The 16645-nt window shown below is 57.8% G+C and carries 13 protein-coding genes; 9 read left to right on the plus strand and 4 right to left on the minus strand.

Translation table 11 applies throughout. The annotated features are described in order from the left end of the window. Window positions 1-52: 52 nt before the first annotated feature. Together XH88_RS28775 and XH88_RS28780 are read right to left on the minus strand one after the other, a co-directional pair. Window positions 53-3226, minus strand: coding sequence for an efflux RND transporter permease subunit (locus XH88_RS28775; protein WP_271671597.1), 3174 nt, complete (start codon window positions 3224-3226; stop codon window positions 53-55). Then, on the minus strand, window positions 3223-4425 hold the full coding sequence (locus XH88_RS28780; protein ID WP_442868488.1) for an efflux RND transporter periplasmic adaptor subunit: 1203 nt from the start codon (window positions 4423-4425) through the stop codon (window positions 3223-3225). The genes XH88_RS28775 and XH88_RS28780 overlap by 4 nt, the downstream gene beginning before the upstream one ends. 742 nt (window positions 4426-5167) lie before the next feature. On the opposite strand from XH88_RS28780, the gene XH88_RS28785 reads away from it, so the two are divergent. The 3 genes from XH88_RS28785 (at window position 5168) to XH88_RS28795 (ending at window position 8061) form a co-directional block, all read left to right on the plus strand. Beyond that, on the plus strand, window positions 5168-6205 hold the full coding sequence (locus XH88_RS28785; RefSeq protein WP_271671598.1) for a hypothetical protein: 1038 nt from the start codon (window positions 5168-5170) through the stop codon (window positions 6203-6205). A 615-nt stretch (window positions 6206-6820) separates the two neighbouring features. Further along, window positions 6821-7321, plus strand: a complete 501-nt coding sequence (locus tag XH88_RS28790; protein WP_271671599.1) for an MFS transporter — start codon at window positions 6821-6823, stop codon at window positions 7319-7321. Further along, window positions 7219-8061: an MFS transporter gene (locus tag XH88_RS28795; RefSeq protein WP_271671600.1), complete on the plus strand. Its 843-nt coding sequence runs from the start codon at window positions 7219-7221 to the stop codon at window positions 8059-8061. Before XH88_RS28790 ends, XH88_RS28795 begins: the two co-directional genes overlap by 103 nt. A gap of 171 nt (window positions 8062-8232) precedes the next feature. Here the strand turns inward: XH88_RS28795 and XH88_RS28800 are convergent, their stop codons facing one another. After that, window positions 8233-8709 carry a redoxin domain-containing protein gene (locus XH88_RS28800; RefSeq protein WP_271671644.1) on the minus strand — a complete coding sequence of 159 codons (477 nt, stop codon included), beginning with the start codon at window positions 8707-8709 and terminating at the stop codon, window positions 8233-8235. A 756-nt stretch (window positions 8710-9465) separates the two neighbouring features. Between XH88_RS28800 and XH88_RS28805 the strand changes: the two genes are divergently transcribed. Continuing rightward, a complete protein-coding gene (locus XH88_RS28805; protein ID WP_271671645.1) occupies window positions 9466-9882 on the plus strand; it encodes a cupin domain-containing protein in 417 nt (138 codons plus the stop codon). Between the two features lie 498 nt (window positions 9883-10380). On the opposite strand, the gene XH88_RS28810 is transcribed toward XH88_RS28805, so the two are convergent. Beyond that, window positions 10381-10917, minus strand: coding sequence for a cytochrome b (locus XH88_RS28810; RefSeq protein ID WP_271671601.1), 537 nt, complete (start codon window positions 10915-10917; stop codon window positions 10381-10383). An 876-nt stretch (window positions 10918-11793) separates the two neighbouring features. Here XH88_RS28810 and XH88_RS28815 point away from each other — a divergent pair. From XH88_RS28815 to hemC, 5 genes are all read left to right on the plus strand, one after another. Next, window positions 11794-13191: a cbb3-type cytochrome c oxidase subunit I gene (locus tag XH88_RS28815; protein ID WP_271671602.1), complete on the plus strand. Its 1398-nt coding sequence runs from the start codon at window positions 11794-11796 to the stop codon at window positions 13189-13191. Further along, the gene (locus tag XH88_RS28820; protein WP_271671603.1) at window positions 13188-14516 is read left to right on the plus strand and encodes a c-type cytochrome; all 1329 of its coding nucleotides are present in this window, start codon (window positions 13188-13190) and stop codon (window positions 14514-14516) included. Before XH88_RS28815 ends, XH88_RS28820 begins: the two co-directional genes overlap by 4 nt. Window positions 14517-14525: 9 nt before the next feature. Further along, window positions 14526-14768, plus strand: a complete 243-nt coding sequence (locus XH88_RS28825) for a hypothetical protein (protein ID WP_271671604.1) — start codon at window positions 14526-14528, stop codon at window positions 14766-14768. Beyond that, complete coding sequence (locus tag XH88_RS28830; RefSeq protein WP_271671605.1) at window positions 14755-15246, plus strand: cytochrome C; 492 nt, start codon at window positions 14755-14757, stop codon at window positions 15244-15246. The genes XH88_RS28825 and XH88_RS28830 overlap by 14 nt, the downstream gene beginning before the upstream one ends. 288 nt (window positions 15247-15534) lie before the next feature. Next, the gene (gene hemC, locus XH88_RS28835) at window positions 15535-16470 is read left to right on the plus strand and encodes a hydroxymethylbilane synthase (protein WP_271671606.1); all 936 of its coding nucleotides are present in this window, start codon (window positions 15535-15537) and stop codon (window positions 16468-16470) included. Window positions 16471-16645: the final 175 nt, after the last annotated feature.

Consider the following 16645-nt stretch of genomic DNA (forward strand, 5'->3'; position numbering starts at 1 on the left):
TCTTCGCCATTTCTCTGTGTAGTTGAGTCTCTTCCGGCTTCTTCGCGCCACCTCACTCCGCCGCGGTTGCTATCGACTGCGTCGGCCGGCCCTCGTTCTTGCCTTCTGCGAGGTTCCGCACCACCATGTAGAAGATGGGCGTGAAGATCAGGCCGAACAATGTAACGCCCAGCATGCCGAAGAAGACGGCGACGCCGACCGCTTCACGCATTTCCGATCCCGACCCGGTGGAGAAGACGAGCGGCAGCACGCCAAGGACGAAAGCGAACGAGGTCATCAGGATTGGCCGCAGTCTCAACCGGCAAGCCTCGATAACGGCCTCCAGGCGCGGTTTTCCCCTAAGCTCGATGTCCCGCGCAAACTCGACGATCAGGATCGCGTTCTTGGCCGCAAGCCCCACCAGCACCACGAAGCCGATCTGCGTCAGGATGTTAATATCCTGGCCCATGATGCGCACGCCGATCGTGGCTGCAAACAGGCACATCGGCACGATCAGGATCACCGCCAGTGGCAGAGTCCAGCTGCCGTACTGTGCCGCGAGGACCAGATAGACGAACAGCACGCAGATCGGAAACACATACAGTCCGGCATTGCCACCCGTCACCTGTTGGTAGGACAGATCGGTCCATTCAAAAGAAAAGCCGCTCGGTAATGTTTTGTCGGCGAGTTGCTTGATGGTGTTGAGCGCCGTCTTCGAGCTCACGCCCGGTGCCGGCTCGCCCTGCAGTTCGGATGCTGAGTAGAGATTGTAGCGCGCGACACGATCGGGCCCGGAGACATCCTTCAAGTCCACTACGCTGCCGAGCATAACCATGTCACCGGCCGCGTTTCGGGTGCGCAGCCGCGCCAAATCGGAGGCCTCCCTTCGGAATGGCAGATCGGCCTGCGCGGTGACGTGGTAGGTGCGCCCAAACAGGTTGAAATCATTTACATAGGTCGAACCGAAGTAGGTCTGAATCGTGTCGTTAATGCTGGCGATGGGAACACCGAGCTTCTGCGCCTTCACGCGATCGATTTCGACGAATAGCTGCGGCGTATTCGCCGTAAACGGCGAGAACACCGACGTTAGGTTTGGCGACTTTCGTGCGGCGGCCACGAGCTCGTCCGTCGCAGCCCCCAGCAACTCGGGACCGCGCCCCTGTCGATCCTGGATGCGGATGGCGAAGCCCCCGCCGGTGCCGATGCCTGGCACCGCAGGCGGTGGAATAACGATGACGAAGGCGCCCTGGATCGCCGACAGCCGCTTTCGCAGGTTCGCAGTGATCACGCTGGCAGTCAGACCCTTCCTAACCCGGGCCTCGGGATCGTCGAACACGGGAAACAGTGCCGCGGCGTTACCCGCCTGCGTGCGCGTCGCCCCCGAGAAGCCAGCAAACGCCGCGACACGGACGATACCTGGCGTATCAAGCGCGATCCGCTCGATTTCGCGCACCACCGCGGTGGTCCGCACAAGCGAAGCAGCCCCCGGCAATTGCACCGAGATGATTAGGTAACCACGATCCTGCGCGGGAATGAAACCCTGCGAGGTGGTAGCGAGCAGCCAGCCGGCGCTGCCGATCAGCGCGACATAGATTGCAAGCATCACCACCGTATGGCGGATCACGAAGTCGGCGGCGGCCGCATAACCGTGCGCCAGGCGATCGAAGATGCGATTGAAAAGAACGGCGAAGCTGTCCCAGCCACGGGCAATGATGTTCCAGCGCGCCGGCCGACGTTTCTCCTCATGCGGAGTAAGGATCTTCGATGCCAGTGCTGGCGACAGCGTTAGCGAGCAGAAGCACGAAATCGCGGTTGCGACCGCGATGGTGACGGCGAATTGCTGGAAGAACCGCCCGGAGATGCCGCCGAGGAACGCGGTCGGCACGAACACTGCGCAGAGCACGAGCGCAATCGACACAAGCGCACCGCCAACCTCCTCCATCGTCTTGAGCGCCGCCTCGCGCCGGCTCATACCGAGCTGAAGATGTCGCTCGACATTCTCCACAACCACGATGGCGTCGTCGACTACGATGCCGACCGCAAGCACGAGGCCGAACAACGTGAGGTTATTGATGCCGAAGCCGAGCGCGGCCATCGCTGCAAAGGTGCCGACCAACGACACCGGAATTGCGACAATCGGGATGATCGCAGGCCGCCAACCTTGAAGGAACACCAGCACCACGATCACCACGAGCGCCATCGCCTCGTAGATCGTCTTGATCAGCTCATGGATCGATTGGGCGATGAACTCGGTGGGATTGTAGCCTATATTATAGTCGAGCCCCTTTGGGAAGCTCGTCTTGAGCTGCACCATCGTGTCGGAGATATGCTTCGCAGTGGCGAGCGCATTCGATCCGGGCCGTTGCGTCACCACCATCGCGACGGCAGATTTACGCAGTATGAAGCTGTTGGTGGTGTAGGCCAGCGCGCCAAGCTCGATCCGCGCGACATCGCGCAGCCGTACGGTACGGCCGTCGGAACCAGCCTTCACCACGATGTCCTCAAATTGCCTGATATCCTTGAGGCGGCCAGTGAAGACGAGGTTCGGCTGGAATGCGCGATCAGCAATTGGCGGCTCCGCAATCTGGCCGCCGGCGATCTGCAGGTTCTGAGCGCGGACCGCAGCAATGACGTCGCTCGATGTCATGCCAAGACTAGCGATCTTGTCGGGGTCGAGCCATAGTCGCATCGAGTAGTCGCGCGCGCCAAACATCTGGATATCGCCGACGCCGTCGAGTCGTAACAGCTGGTCGCGTACCTGCAACAGTGTGTAATTTGAGATGTAGAGCTGGTCGAAGCTATCGTCTGGCGAAAGCATGAACACGACCATGAGGATATCGGGCGAGTTCTTGCGGGTGATTACTCCGTTGCGCTGCACCTCCTCCGGCAGCCGCGGCTGCGCGATCGCGACGCGGTTCTGCACTAGGACTTGGGCCTTGTCGAGATCGGTACCAAGCTTAAAGGTCACGGTTATCGTGAGCTGGCCGTTGGAGGTCGCTTGGCTGTACAAGTACAGCATGTCCTCGACACCATTGATCTCCTGCTCGATGGGAGCTGCGACCGTGTCGGATACAGTCTGTGCCGAAGCGCCGGGGTATTGCGTGGTGACCGTAACCGTAGGCGGCACTACCTGCGGATATTCAGAGACGGGGAGTGTCTGGTACGCGATCGTGCCCACAATCAAGAGCACGATCGATAGCACCATCGCTAGAATGGGCTGATTGACGGAAAGACGTCCGAGATTCATGACTTACTGCCGCTGATCTCGACGTTGCGCGGGCTCACTTTAGCGCCAACGCGGGCTCGCTGAAGGCCGTCGATGATGACACGGTCCTCCGGCTTCAGGCCCGTGCGAATCACGCGCAGTCCCTGGTCCAACGGGCCAAGTTCGACCGCGCGCGCTTCCACGGTGTTGTCATCCTTCACCACGAACACGATCTTGCGCGACTGATCGGTCGCGATCGCTACATCTGGCAAAAGAAGCGCCTCATACGGCGAGGAGCCAATCAGCCGGACGCGGCCAAACTGGCCGGGCAGGATGGATAGATCGTGGTTCGGGATGATCGCGCGGCTGCGCAAAGTGCCGGTGGACACATCGAGCCGGTTGTCGATGAAATCCATATGGCCTACATGCGATGGTTTGGCTTCGCCGGTCAGCGCAACCTGCACTGGATTAGGCGTATCGCGCGAGCTCGGCCGCCTACCCTCGAACCACAACTTGCTGTTCTTGAGATAGGTCGCCTCGTCAACGTCGAAATAAATGTACATTGGGTCCATTGACACGATGGTGGTAAGTAGCGTCGAACCGCCATTGTCGCTCCCCTGCACGAGGTTACCGACGCTCACGAAATGACGGCTGACGCGACCGGTGATCGGCGCCACCACATGCGTGAACTCGACATTAAGCTGGGCGGCCTTTAGCGCACCTTCGGCGATAGTCTCGGCGGCGTGAGCTGCCTCCAAGGCTTCGCGACGCTGGTCGACAACTTGCTCGGAGACAGCGCTGGTCTTTACGAGGGTGAGCCCGCGCTCAAGCTCTCGCTTGGCCAGCTCTGTCTTGGCGCGCGCATCGGCAAGCTGACCGTCGGCTTGAGTTGCCACCGCCTCGAACGGACGAGGATCGATGACGTAGAGCAGATCCCCAGCGCGCACCATGTCGCCGTCTTTGAACTCGACACTGGTGACAAAGCCACCGACGCGGGCGCGGACTTGCACCTCCTGGATCGCCTCGAACCGGCCAGTGAACTCGTCCCAGTCGGTGACCGTGCGCTTGACCGGTTGTGCCACCGTCACCGACGGCGGCGGCGCGGCCGCTTGCGACTGCGCCTTCTCGTTGCACCCCGCCAACACAAGCGTAAGCAGCATACAGACCGATGCGACGACGCATCGGTGAAACCGAGGGAGGATGAACCGGATCGCCGCAGCCATTCCTTCAGCCGCACTCACTTCTGACTCTCCCAAACAAGCTAGAACGCTCGACTGACTGAGACAGGTCGACAGTGTCCTCTTGCGGCAACGTGACGTTTGCGGTCATTTCTGATCGATCCAGACGCAATTACTGCAGGAAAAGCAGCAATATTTTGGAGCAGATAGCTCGATCGACGGCACGGCCATCAGACGCGACAGCCTCAATTGCGCCGCTGCGCTGCATGTCGAGTCTCCAATAGCAACGTGTCCCGCGCGTCGGTTCCGCATTGAAAGTTGCGATAAGAGGGAGAGTGACCTTGCAGCGCGGCGAAGGGAAATTACAATTCGCCATGGACTTGATAAACGATTGTTATCGCTACTTTTCGAGTGGCAGGATCTTTAGTCGGGATGCACGACCACTCGCACATTGGGTCCGGCGCGTCCTGTCAGCAGAGAGCTCTGAGCCACGCTGAGTCAGCGAATCCGCAATAAACGTCGTCATGACCCGCACAACGTCTACGCTACTTAGGTCGCGAGCCCGGAGAGACACTCTATCCGTAATCTGCGTCAGCGAAACGCACGAACAAGTCTAAGGTCCGCCATTCATGATGCGCATGAATAACTCAGATACATTTTGACCGGCTAGCAGGTTTGGCGTCTTGCGTGCTAACTGCGCCGTTCTATCTAGGCATTACTTGCCTTCTGCGGACGCTTTGAACTACCCGCCTTCCTGGAAGTCGTCTCGTACTCTGTTTCTCGGCCGTGACTCTGTAGGGTTGTGATGGACGAAAGTGTTGGCGAGCAAAATCGCAGGACGCACCTCGAGAAGCGATACAGCTATCTCCCTTTTGCACCGGCGGCGGCGGCGATTTGTTATCCATTTCTCCTCGATGTTTTCCATGCCATCGTCGGTACGCAAGTGGTAAGCTTGCCACCTTTCGCAGTCGCCAGCGCGACATTCGCCTTGGTCGTTGCGTTCGTGGTGCCGTTTCTCGGGATCGCCCTGGCTTGTCGACCAACGTACGGTCCAGGTTCGAGACGCCTCGCCTATGCGAGCGTGGTGTCGCCAACCCTCTATGTGTTTCTCGGCGTTGTGCAAGCTCTAATCAAGAGCCCTATTCCCGATGAGGTCATTTGGTGCGCGATCTGGCTCGCAATCGCGAAATGGTCGCAGTCTGCCCGAGATCCGGTTAAATCAGCTGAGCCTGCGGTGGGAGGTTGGCGGAGTGTCCACGGAGTATCGGCCCTGGTCCTCAGCCTATATGTGGTGTTTCATCTCGCCAACCATCTGTTCGGCTTGATAGGTCCTGACGCGCACGCCGCAGTAATGAAGATCGGACGCATGGCCTATCGCTCTACCGTAGGTGAACCGTTGTTGATTGCAACGATGCTTTTCCAGATCGGCACCGGCCTCTTTCTGGCGTGGCGCTGGAGCGCTACGGCGCATAACTTCCAGAGGACCTATCAGGTCGCTTCGGGAGCCTATCTTTCAGTCTTTATTCTCGGCCACATGAATTCAGTCTTCGTCTACGCTCGAAGCTTTCTCGGCATACCCACGGATTGGAACTTCGCAATCGGAGCTCCGACTGGTCTCATTCATGACGCTTGGAACATCCGTCTACTGCCTCACTACGCGCTCGGCGTCTTCTTTGTCCTGAGCCATCTCGCTTCAGGATTAAGAGTGGTTCTGATCGCACACGGTGTTGATCAACGTGTTGCCGGTCGTCTTTGGGGTACCTGCCTCGCTATAAGCGCGGTCGTAGCGTCAGCAATCATCGCGGGAATGTCTGGAGTCCGGATCGGTGCATTGGTCTCGTGAGTTTCGTCAGCTCTGGCATACGTCTTTTGGACAGGGCATTGATTTGCTCTCCTATCGATGCTTCCAAGCGCACCATTCCTAGTGTAGCCCCGCCGAACGATGACTACGATCCGGCGACCGCTGATGAGCTATATACCTGCAGCCTTCCCGAAGCAGCAAAGATCACTTGCGATTCTCGATCCGCATGCAATCCGACGGCCTCACCTCCGAGAACCCTCCTGCAAGAACCTATATGGGTTAGGTATCCGCCCTTGCCGAGTCATATAGCTCGATTGGCGACACATCGTAGTCAAGTCTCGGCACCATCGCGCAATGGCTTGGTCGTTTTGTCAGGTCGTCTTTCCAAGTCGCATCGCAAGCTGTTTCGAAGAAGGATAAAATATTGCGGAGAATGCCGGTTGAAAGTTCGCAATTTTGGCCAAAACGACTGATCGACATCAAGTTTCGATCCAAGAAGCCCGCTGCTGAGAGTGCGCGCAACGTCGACTCTTCAAAGCTCTTGCAGGGGATTGCTTCCTGATGGGCGGAGCGGAATGTTCAGGGCCATCAAAACGACGCAAGACAATGTTCTGCATCTTGCTTGGACTTGGTCTAAGCTCCCTCGCAAGCGCAATCGTGAATATCGCGCTGCCGAATATCTCACGTTCATTTGCAGGCAATGACGCGGCGACCGTTTGCGTAAATGCGTATCAGCTTTCGGCAACAGTCTGCTTGTTGCCCGTCTCAAGTACGGTTGAATCGCTCGGCCTAAAACGCATCTATGCCGCCGGTCTGACCATTTTTGTTCTCGCATCTTTGGCCTGCGCGTTCGCTCCAACATTGCCTCTGCTGGTGGGTGCCCGCTTGATTCAGGGAGCCGGAGCGGCTGGGCTTTCTGTTGCCGGCGTTGCCCTCGTACGCGTGGTCTATCCGCGCGGCATGGTCAGTAAAGGTCTTGCACTGGTTGCGTTGGCGGTGGCGATACCAGGTGCATTGGGGCCCATCATCGCTGCTGCAATACTTGCCGTTGCAAAATGGCCGTGGTTGTTTCTGGTGAATTTGCCATTCGGCCTCGCGGTACCGCTCTTTATCAACGCCGCACCACCAGACGTTCGGTTCCTCGCGCCCTCGATCTGACCGGGACCGCTCTCAACACGCTTGGATTCGGGCTTTTTGTCATCGGTGTCGGTACGCTGGGTAGCAGCGACGCGCGCATTGGGATCGGAGAGATCGTCGCAGGTCTTTTCTGTTTTGGTCTCTTCATTCGACAACAACAGAAGCATCCCATGCCAATGCTGCCATTCGATCTTTATCGAATACCGGCATTTAGCTTATCGGTGTGGACATCTGTCTGCTCATATGCCGCACAAATCCTGACCTACGTCTCTTTACCTTTCCTACTTGAGACGCGGATGCATCTTTCTGCCGTAGAAACAGGTTTGCTCTTGACGTCCTGGCCGTTTATGACTGCCGTCACGGCCCCGATCGCCGGTCGCTTGACAAGCCGCTTCCCAACGTCATTGATTTGCAGCATCGGTTTGACGTTGTTGGCGGCCGGCCTACTTCTGATGGTTTTCTTGCCAACAAATCCGGCAAAGTTGGATATCGCGTGGCGATTAGCCCTTTGTGGTATCGGTTTCGGTCTTTTCCAGACCCCGAACAACACTGCGATGATGACGGCTGGACCAATCGGACGTAGCGGGGCCGCGAGTGGGATGAATGCTGCGGCTCGCTACGTCGGATGGTCGCTGGGTTCCGCCTTGATTTCGCTGATCTTCGGCGTAGGCGGAGATCATAGCGCGATCTTTTGTTTGGTTGCAGGAATGACGTTTGCTCTGATGGGAGCTGCTACCAGCAGCGTTCGTTCACTCAGATAGTCAACGCGGAATGCCCTACTTCGTCGAAAGTTGTGTTGCGGTTATCTAGGCTAGGTGAGCCGCAGTAGACCGCGTGGTAGGGCCCTAGCCAACCACGCAGGACACCCCGCGAATCACGAGCACCATCCGACACATGCGCGATTTATTTTTCTCCTAGCTAAACCTTGCCTTTCAATTCTTTGCTAAAGATTTGAGGTGGCGGACAAAACTGAGCACATCGTCGGGCATCAGACGGCCGATCGCGCGGGTCGAATAGACGGCCGTCACCACCCGACCTTCGGGGTTCAGGACGAAACCGGTCGCCTGGAGACAGACGGGATCATCATTGACGAAGGCGCCGGTCACAGCAGAAACTGCTCGCGCATCAGCACCGTACGCGACCGGGAAACCAATTTTGTGCTTTTCGACGAGCATCTCCGACTTTTCCCGGTCGTCTACCGATACCGAGACGACCTTGATGCCTTCACTGGCGAATCCGTCCGCCGCTCGCGCGAAAGCGGCGAGTTGAGCGTTACAGTACGGGCACCAGGAGCCACGGTGGAATATAACCACGCCGAACCAACCTGCCAGATCGGCAGGCAAGTTGATTTTGCCGCCTCCGACGCGAGCAAAGGTTAGAGAGGGAAAAACGTCGCCGTTCTGTAGCATCACTATCGGTCTCACTTTTTGAACCACATGGCGCTCAAACGGCCCGCAGCTTCGTCAAGAACGGCCCGCGCATCCAAGGATCAAATCAGCTCGCTGATCTCGTCTCCAAAACACGCGCCGATACGATGAGGTCGTTGCCTGGCATATCGAGCCTTCTAATTCTCAGTGCCCACATGGAATCGAATTCTACAACGTTGGCTTGGAGAATGATCCCATAACGTCGGCGGCGCAAAATCGCTTATCGTCATAAAGTCGATAAACGGTAGTTAATGCCGCTAGCCGCGCAACCCGAGCTAGATGCGATTGGCCGTCTGCAGAAACTCGCCGCCTCGACAGTCGATCACCGTCCCATCCTGCGATAAACGCCCGCCTATCCACTCCGGTACTGACTTCGCAGCACTTCAATGATGTCATGTGTGGCGTCGACATGACACCCCTAAGCTTCAGGTGCCTGCGGCACGTGGGCCCTCGCGCCGATAGATCAGAAAAGGAGCCGCCTCTCCGTACACCGTGGACCCTCTCACCAGCACAATGGTCGCGTCGGAATGGAAACCATAACAGTCAGACATTTCCCTGTATGATGACGTCGTCTTAACATCGCTCGAGCCAAACGCTCCACCGCGAGTTTCAGATATCATATAAAATAGGCGGTCTCGCGACGTCGTCTTCCCGCACGTTACGGCGGAGAGGATCGTGATCTCCTATCTAGAATCGTCATCCTTCTCCGACTTTGCGCGCAACACAAGGGCAACACTTATGAAGATCCGCACCATCGTCGTCGGCAGCGCCGCTCTAGTGTTTTCAATGACTGACCCTATCTGCGCCCATGATAGCCAAGCGCAAACCGTCACGAAGAACTTCGAGGCGGCTATTCCCAATATTCCTGGCAAGTCGCTGATCGCTGTGGAAGTTGATTACGCGCCCGGTGCGGCTTCTCCGTCCCACACCCATGCGAAATCAGCTTTTATTTATGCCTATGTGATCTCAGGCGCGATCGAGTCGAAGGTAAATGATAGCGGGACGCGCATCTATCGGGCTGGCGAGAGCTGGTCTGAATCTCCGGGTGCGCTCCACTCGATCAGCCGTAACGCCAGCAAGACCGAGCCGGCGAAGTTGCTCGCTGTGTTCGTCCTTGACACCAATGACGGCCCGCTCACCACGCCTAGCAACTGACGCTTCGACGCAGTGAGACAGCGACGTCCCTCAAGTAGCAACCATAGAGGAGTAAGAATGCGTTCACTCCGTTCACGCGGCTTGCATCGCATTGAACGATCTCAACCACACTCGCTTGCACATTCAGGACAAACCAACTGCCCACGTTGTCGAGGCTGTTTTGCGGTAGCAATGGTAACCCAGCGCAGGTCTTCACGTGCGACGATTGCGTAAACTGCCTGCGCGACATCAGGACGAACCTCAATGCCGCTATACCTATTGGACGAATCCGCCATTCGGCGACTCAAAGTGCAGCGGCCAACAACGGCGGTCTGAGGGCGACCTCGGCTTCCTGCAAGAGGGCATGGATTTTGACAACATCTGCCGTATTCTTGTCAGTGCACCGTCCCAAGGAACTCCCGTCGGTTGAGCGGCGGCCTATGAGACTGAGTGATTCTGCAAACACACATCGCCAACTTCAGAGGGAGCACAGCTCTCCTCTGCAGTCGGACCCGTTAATCATGCGTCGGTAATCATCGACTGAAGCACTTCATCGCGCAGATAAAAGTAGTGGAAGAGGGCCGCGGCTGTGTGCACGCCAGCAAGCCAGAGGATAGCGTTACCTAGCGTGGTATGTATTTCCATGATCAGATGACCCAGACCATGCGCCTTCGTAATCTGCGGAGCGATGTCGACTCCGGGAAGTGTGACGGGAATCCCCTCAAGCCAAGTACCAAGCACGGCCGTTGTTGGAAGCGCGATGAGGAACGCATAAAGCGCGAGGTGGACGAGCTGCGCGATTAGGGTCATCAATTGTGACATCCGCTGCTGCTTCGCTGGCGCGCCGTCGATCAGGCGCCATATCAACCGCAACACGACCACACTGAAGACAAGAACCCCGAGCGCCTCGTGAATCCTCCGGAGCCCGTCCGCGGAGGCGGAATAGAGCGAGTAGCCATCGCCACTGCTCAGCACATAAGCGATAAGAACCAGCACGGCCGTCAGCCAATGGAATAATCGGGCACCGGCGCCGTATCGAGAGGAAGTGCTGCGCAAAGCGATTACCTCACTTTAAATGCGCTGCGGCATTTGATGAACAGTTGCGGCGCGTTGCGAGAGAAGTGAGCAACTTTTGTTCATGACTTGTCGGCAACGGCCGCTTCGGCTCGCCGACGCATTTGCCCACTCCGTCCGATGGATCACCTCTGGCTCTGATCGGCGTCGCCTTGCAGGTGATCTTGACGAGTTGGTCAGGAAAGGCCTACCGCGCCGCACAGATCGGATTGCTTGCGCGAGCCGACCGAATTCATCGAGAAGCAAGCGCAATCAGACTGCCATTTTCTTGTGGCCTGAGCTCGCCAGAGACATGGATCGCATCACCGAGCTCAAACTGCTGCCTTTCAGCGACCCTCGTTGCCTTCCACGGTGGTCACATGCCCGTTGGCGGCATTTGAACCGCGACCGTTGAAGAGTGCCCCTTCAACTGCGGCGCGTGAAATCACCTTTAGCCATAGATTCGATAGGCCATCGTTATTGTCGCCTCTGCTGTGGCGATGCCATACCGTGGGACGCCTGCAGGCGCATATCCAAGAGACCAGCGCTCGCGCCTTTGGACAACTCGACTTGGCTCGTTTCATGGCGTCGCTCGCTTACCCGCGTCGCCACCAAGTCGATCAACGCAGGACAACCTGGATCTCTGGAGAGAGGCGGGTGGCATTCTTCGCTACGAAGCCGTTGGTAGGCGATAACGGTCGTCTATCGACTCTATGTCGAAAGGTGATTTCCTTTCGCGGCACGGCTCAGCCACAAAGAAGAGGATCACTTGATGCGCCGGGTTCTCTCGATAAAGCCGGCCCGGTTGCAACGCCACTAGCATCACGCTTTTGGCGCCCCTCACGCCAACGCTGAACAACGTCGTCGAGGAGACGGATGATGTCAGATAGCGCTGCAGCCATTCCACTTCGCGCGCTTCCTCCGGATGACCGCGTCTTGGCGCGGGTACTCGCGGCTTACGTGGCGTCGGCGACAATCTGGCTTGTATTCGCCACGGCGGTGGGGCTCCTCGTTAGCTACAAATTCGTTTACCCGGATTTCGCGACCACGCCGGGGTTGTCGTTCGGTCGGCTGCGCGCGATACACACCAGCGGAACATTTTATGCCTGGGCGAGCCAGGCGCTGATTGGGCTTGCGCTGTTCGTCGCTGCTCGCAGTTCTGGCGCAAGGCTCTACAGCGAGCGCCTCGCATGGAGCAGCCTTGCGCTCCTTAATCTTGCCGCGGTACTGGGCACGGTCACGCTCGATCTCGGGTTCACCTACGGCCAGGAGTATCGCGAATGGCTATGGTGGATTCGCGTAATCCTCGGACTCGGCTTGATCACCGCGGTCTGGAATATGATCGCCACTGTCGAGCGCCGGGATGGCGAACATATCTATATTTCTAACTGGTATACTATCGGGGGCACGCTGTGGACGATTGTTATGGTCCTGGTGTCGATGTTGCCGTGGTATCAGTACGGACTGGGTCAGGTCGCGGTGCAGGCCTTCTTCATGCATAACGCCGTCGGACTATGGTTCACGCCTCTATCACTCGGTGTGTCCTACTATGCGCTGCCGAAGCTCCTGAACCGGCCAATCTATTCATATTCTCTCGGCGTCTTCGCATTCTGGACGAATCTCATCTTTTATCCGATCATCGGCGCTCATCATTTTGAATTCAGTCCACTACCATGGTGGCTGCAGACTACGGCCATCGTCTTCAGTGTGGCCATGCTCGTTCCAGTGTTGAGCGGCTCAGCAAACTTCCTTCTCACCTTCCGGGGGACTCACGAATGGGTATATCGCTCACCCGCGGTTTTCATCCTCGTCGGCGTCTATGGCTATTTACTGGGATCCGCGCAAGGCACATTCGAGGCGTTTCGCTCGCTGCAACAGCTTTGGCATCTGACGAATTACACGGTAGGGCACTCGCACCTCACGATGTATGGCTTCGTCACCTTCGCGATCTGGGGCGGCATCTATGCACTGTTGCCGCGCGCAACTGGGAAGTATCCCTATAATCTAGCGATGGGCATTCATTTTTGGCTGTCTGCCGTCGGTGTAGTCATCTATGTTGCGGCGCTGTCGGCCGCCGGCACCATTCAGGGGCTCGACTGGTTCCGAGGACTCACCTTCATCCAGTCGGTCGAAGATGCCGCGCCATACTGGATGTGGCGCTCCGTCGGCGGCTCCCTGATGTTTGCCGGCCATCTAATCTTCGCTTTCAACGTCTGGACGATGACCTACGGTAGGTCCCGCGCCGAGCTTGCCAAAGCCAAGACGGTGCCAGCATGAACAGGACATTTGCCATTTCTGGCGGTTCAACGCTGATCTACACTGGATTAGCCGTTCTTATGGGTGTGCTACCAGGGATCTGGCTGTCGAAGGTGCCGCCGACGCCAGGCCTTAAGCCACTAACCCCGATTGAGGCGCGGGGTCGAGACGTCTATGTCTCCGAAGGCTGCTTCTATTGCCATACCCAGCAAGTACGCCCGCTCTCCGGAGATAAGCCGTTTGGCCGCCCGTCTGCGCCGGGCGATTACGCCTACCAGACTACGGAATTGCTAGGTTCGGAGCGCACTGGTCCAGATTTGAGCAATATCGGCGCGCGGCAATCGAGCAGCATATGGCAGTACATCCATCTCTATCAACCGCGTGCAGTTGTACCACAATCGATCATGCCGGCTTTCCCCTGGCTGTTTAGGACTGTGGGAAGACTGCCACCAGGAGAGAAAGCGGTGCCATTGCCGCCGCAGTTCGCGCGAGGTGATATGGTCATTCCCAGCGACGACGGCAAGGCGCTAGTTGCCTATCTGTTATCACTGAAGCAGCCCCCACTCGCTCCGGCACAGACCCGCGCCGCGACTAAGAGCTCTTCGATCGGGTCCCTGGGGTTTGACGCCACCAAGGGCGCTGCATTGTTCGCCGACAACTGCGCATCCTGCCATGGCGCGGAGGGCATGGGTGTGCCGGGAACGTTTCCGCCGCTTGCTGGAGATGCGGTGGTGAACGACGCCAATCCCACTGCACACATTGGCGCCGTGCTGCACGGACTCAGCGGGCGCGTAATCAATGGTCAAAGCTATGAAGCGCAAATGCCGGGGTTTGCCGATCAACTGTCTGATCAGCAGATTGCTGACATCATCGATCACGAACGATCTTCGTGGGGCAATCGTGGTGCCTTAATCAGTGCGGCTGATGTCGTCGCGGCCCGTGCCAATGAACCATTGCAGAAGCAAGCAGCGACGCCGAAAGAGGCCTTACCGGTAGCGGCCCCGGCATCGACGTTCGATGTTGCGGACGGATCGAAGCTGTTCGCCGACAACTGTGGCGTCTGTCACGGTGCGGAGGGCAAAGGCGTTCCTGGCACATTTCCGCCACTTGCGGGCGATCCGGTCGTTAATGCCACTGATCCTGCCGAACACATCGCCACCATGCTACGCGGCCTCAGCGGCAAGGTAATCGACGGCCAGAAGTACGAAGTGGAGATGCCGCCGTTCGCTGACCGGCTCTCTGATCAGCAGATCGCCGATATCATCAATCACGAACGCACGTCCTGGGGTAACCACGGGGCGTTGGTAACGCCTGCCGAGGTCACGAAGCTCCGCGGCAAAAAATAGGAGGTGACGATGACCGATACGATTACCGCCTGGATTCTCTCGGCGCTTGGCTACCTCTGCACCTCGCCTGCGACCGCTGGTGGTGCTGGCGGTCCTAACCTTGCCGGACCACTGCTCGGCAACATGCTAGTGGCGGGCGGAGCCGGGCTCGTGACAGTCAGTTGCATCGTGGCGGCCGTGTGGATGCTTATCGCCCCGGGCGAACGAGACCCCGATCATCCAAAATATCGCGTCCTGCATGCCGACCGTTAAAGGAATGCAGCACGTGCCCGATCCGCGCATCCGAATCTATCTCGACGAAGCGACCGATCCAGTGACCGATCAGCGGCCGCCGGTGCAGATAGCGCTCGACACAAAGAGCCTCGCCGACGGCGAGCACGCCCTGCGCATCGAAGCCCAGGACGCCACCGGCCAGGTCGGCATCCGACGCCTCCAATTCCAGGTTCGCAACGGCCCTGGAATCACAGTTAGCGGGCTTGGTGATGGGGCCCTCGTTCACGGTACGCTCCGCTTCATAGTCAACGCGTTTGGAGCCGAAGAGCCATTTGAGCCGCACCGCGCGGAATCGCCCTCGCCGATCCCTGTTTGGGTGTGGGTGCTGAGCCTGCTCATCGTTGCTTGGACCGCCTGGTATGTTGCAACGCTTTGGAACGTTCCGACGGACTACGCCAAAACGCCAACCTACTCCACGTCAATGAATCCCTTCAAATTGCGCGCCCGAGGCGACTAACGATGAGGTCCTCAGCCGGGATCAAATTCACATGCCACGCACCATAGTCAACAAACACGGCTTCCCCGGCGTCAGGAAGCGCTCGGACTATGTTAGGCGGCGAAAGCCCTACTACGCCCGCATCAGCACTGGTTGCGAAACCTTCATTTATAGCAAGAACTTCGCGACAGTCGAAGAGGCCGCTTCGGAATATCAACGAATGAAGGCTGAAAAGTCATCGCCACTATCGTCCAGGGACTACCGGTCAGCACCCTGCGGCGAGCTACCCAACAAGTAAGAGGTTTGATCATGGAAGTTCGCCTCGGCACCAGGCGAAGTGACTTGGCCCGCTGGCAAGCCAGTCACGTCGCCAGTCTTATTCGCGGCGTCGAGCCGACCGCTGAGGTAAGGATTGTTTTAACAAGTTCGGTTGGCGATAGAGATCGAAGGTCGTCCTTTCAACAGTTTGGGGGCTTCGGAGCATTCACGAAGGAGGGCGAGGACATGCTTATGCGAAAGGAAGTTGACCTGGTCGTTCATTCTCTCAAGGATCTTCCGACTAGATTGCGGCAAGGCTTGGTATTAGCGGCTGTTCCCAAGAGAGAGGATGCTCGTGACGCGATTTGTGGCGTTACACTGGATCAGCTCGGGCCGGGGTTACGCGTCGGCACCGGATCAATTCGCCGCAAAGCGCAACTTCTCGCTCTATGCAGTGGTCTCGATATTCGACCCATTCGCGGGAACGTTTCTCCAAGGCTTCGTAAGGCAAAGATCCGAGACGGAATAGACGCTACTCTATTGGCAGCGGCAGGACTGTCCCGGCTAGGGCTGCTACATGAGGCCTCACAGGTTCTAGACGCGAATGTCTTTCCGTATGCAGCCGGCCAAGGCGCTCTCGCGGCCGAAGCTCGCGAAGAAGATACGGAACTCATAGCATTGCTTCAAAAGATAGAAGATCGGAAATCGCGCACTGAAGTAGATGCAGAGCGCGCCCTGATGAGAAGTCTCGATGCGGGATGCAGCCTACCCATCGGCGTTTCCGCCACGTTGGTCGCCGGGACACTAACGCTTCGAGGACAGGTGACTCATCCGGATGGTCAATCGAAGATTGCTGATGAATGCGTTGGTCCGGCCGATCAGGCCGAGGCAATCGGCAGACGTCTCGGGCACAAGCTTCTTCAGCAAGGTGCAGGCGAGATACTGAAGGCCGTGCATCGTATGATGGAAGAGCAAAGGGCAATCTGAATTCGATACCTGGCATGATGATGGACTCAGGATCTGGGATACAGCATGCGACTTTAGCGCGTGAAACGCAACGTCTTCCCCCCGACCCTCGGTTCGGCGCTTACAAGCAGAAGTAGATGTCATCCTGCCGACAATCCTGCAGAACCCGTCGAAATTGACCCGCAGCGGACGTTCG

The sequence above is a fragment of the Bradyrhizobium sp. CCBAU 51627 genome (genome assembly GCF_028128765.1).
Classification (GTDB): domain Bacteria; phylum Pseudomonadota; class Alphaproteobacteria; order Rhizobiales; family Xanthobacteraceae; genus Bradyrhizobium.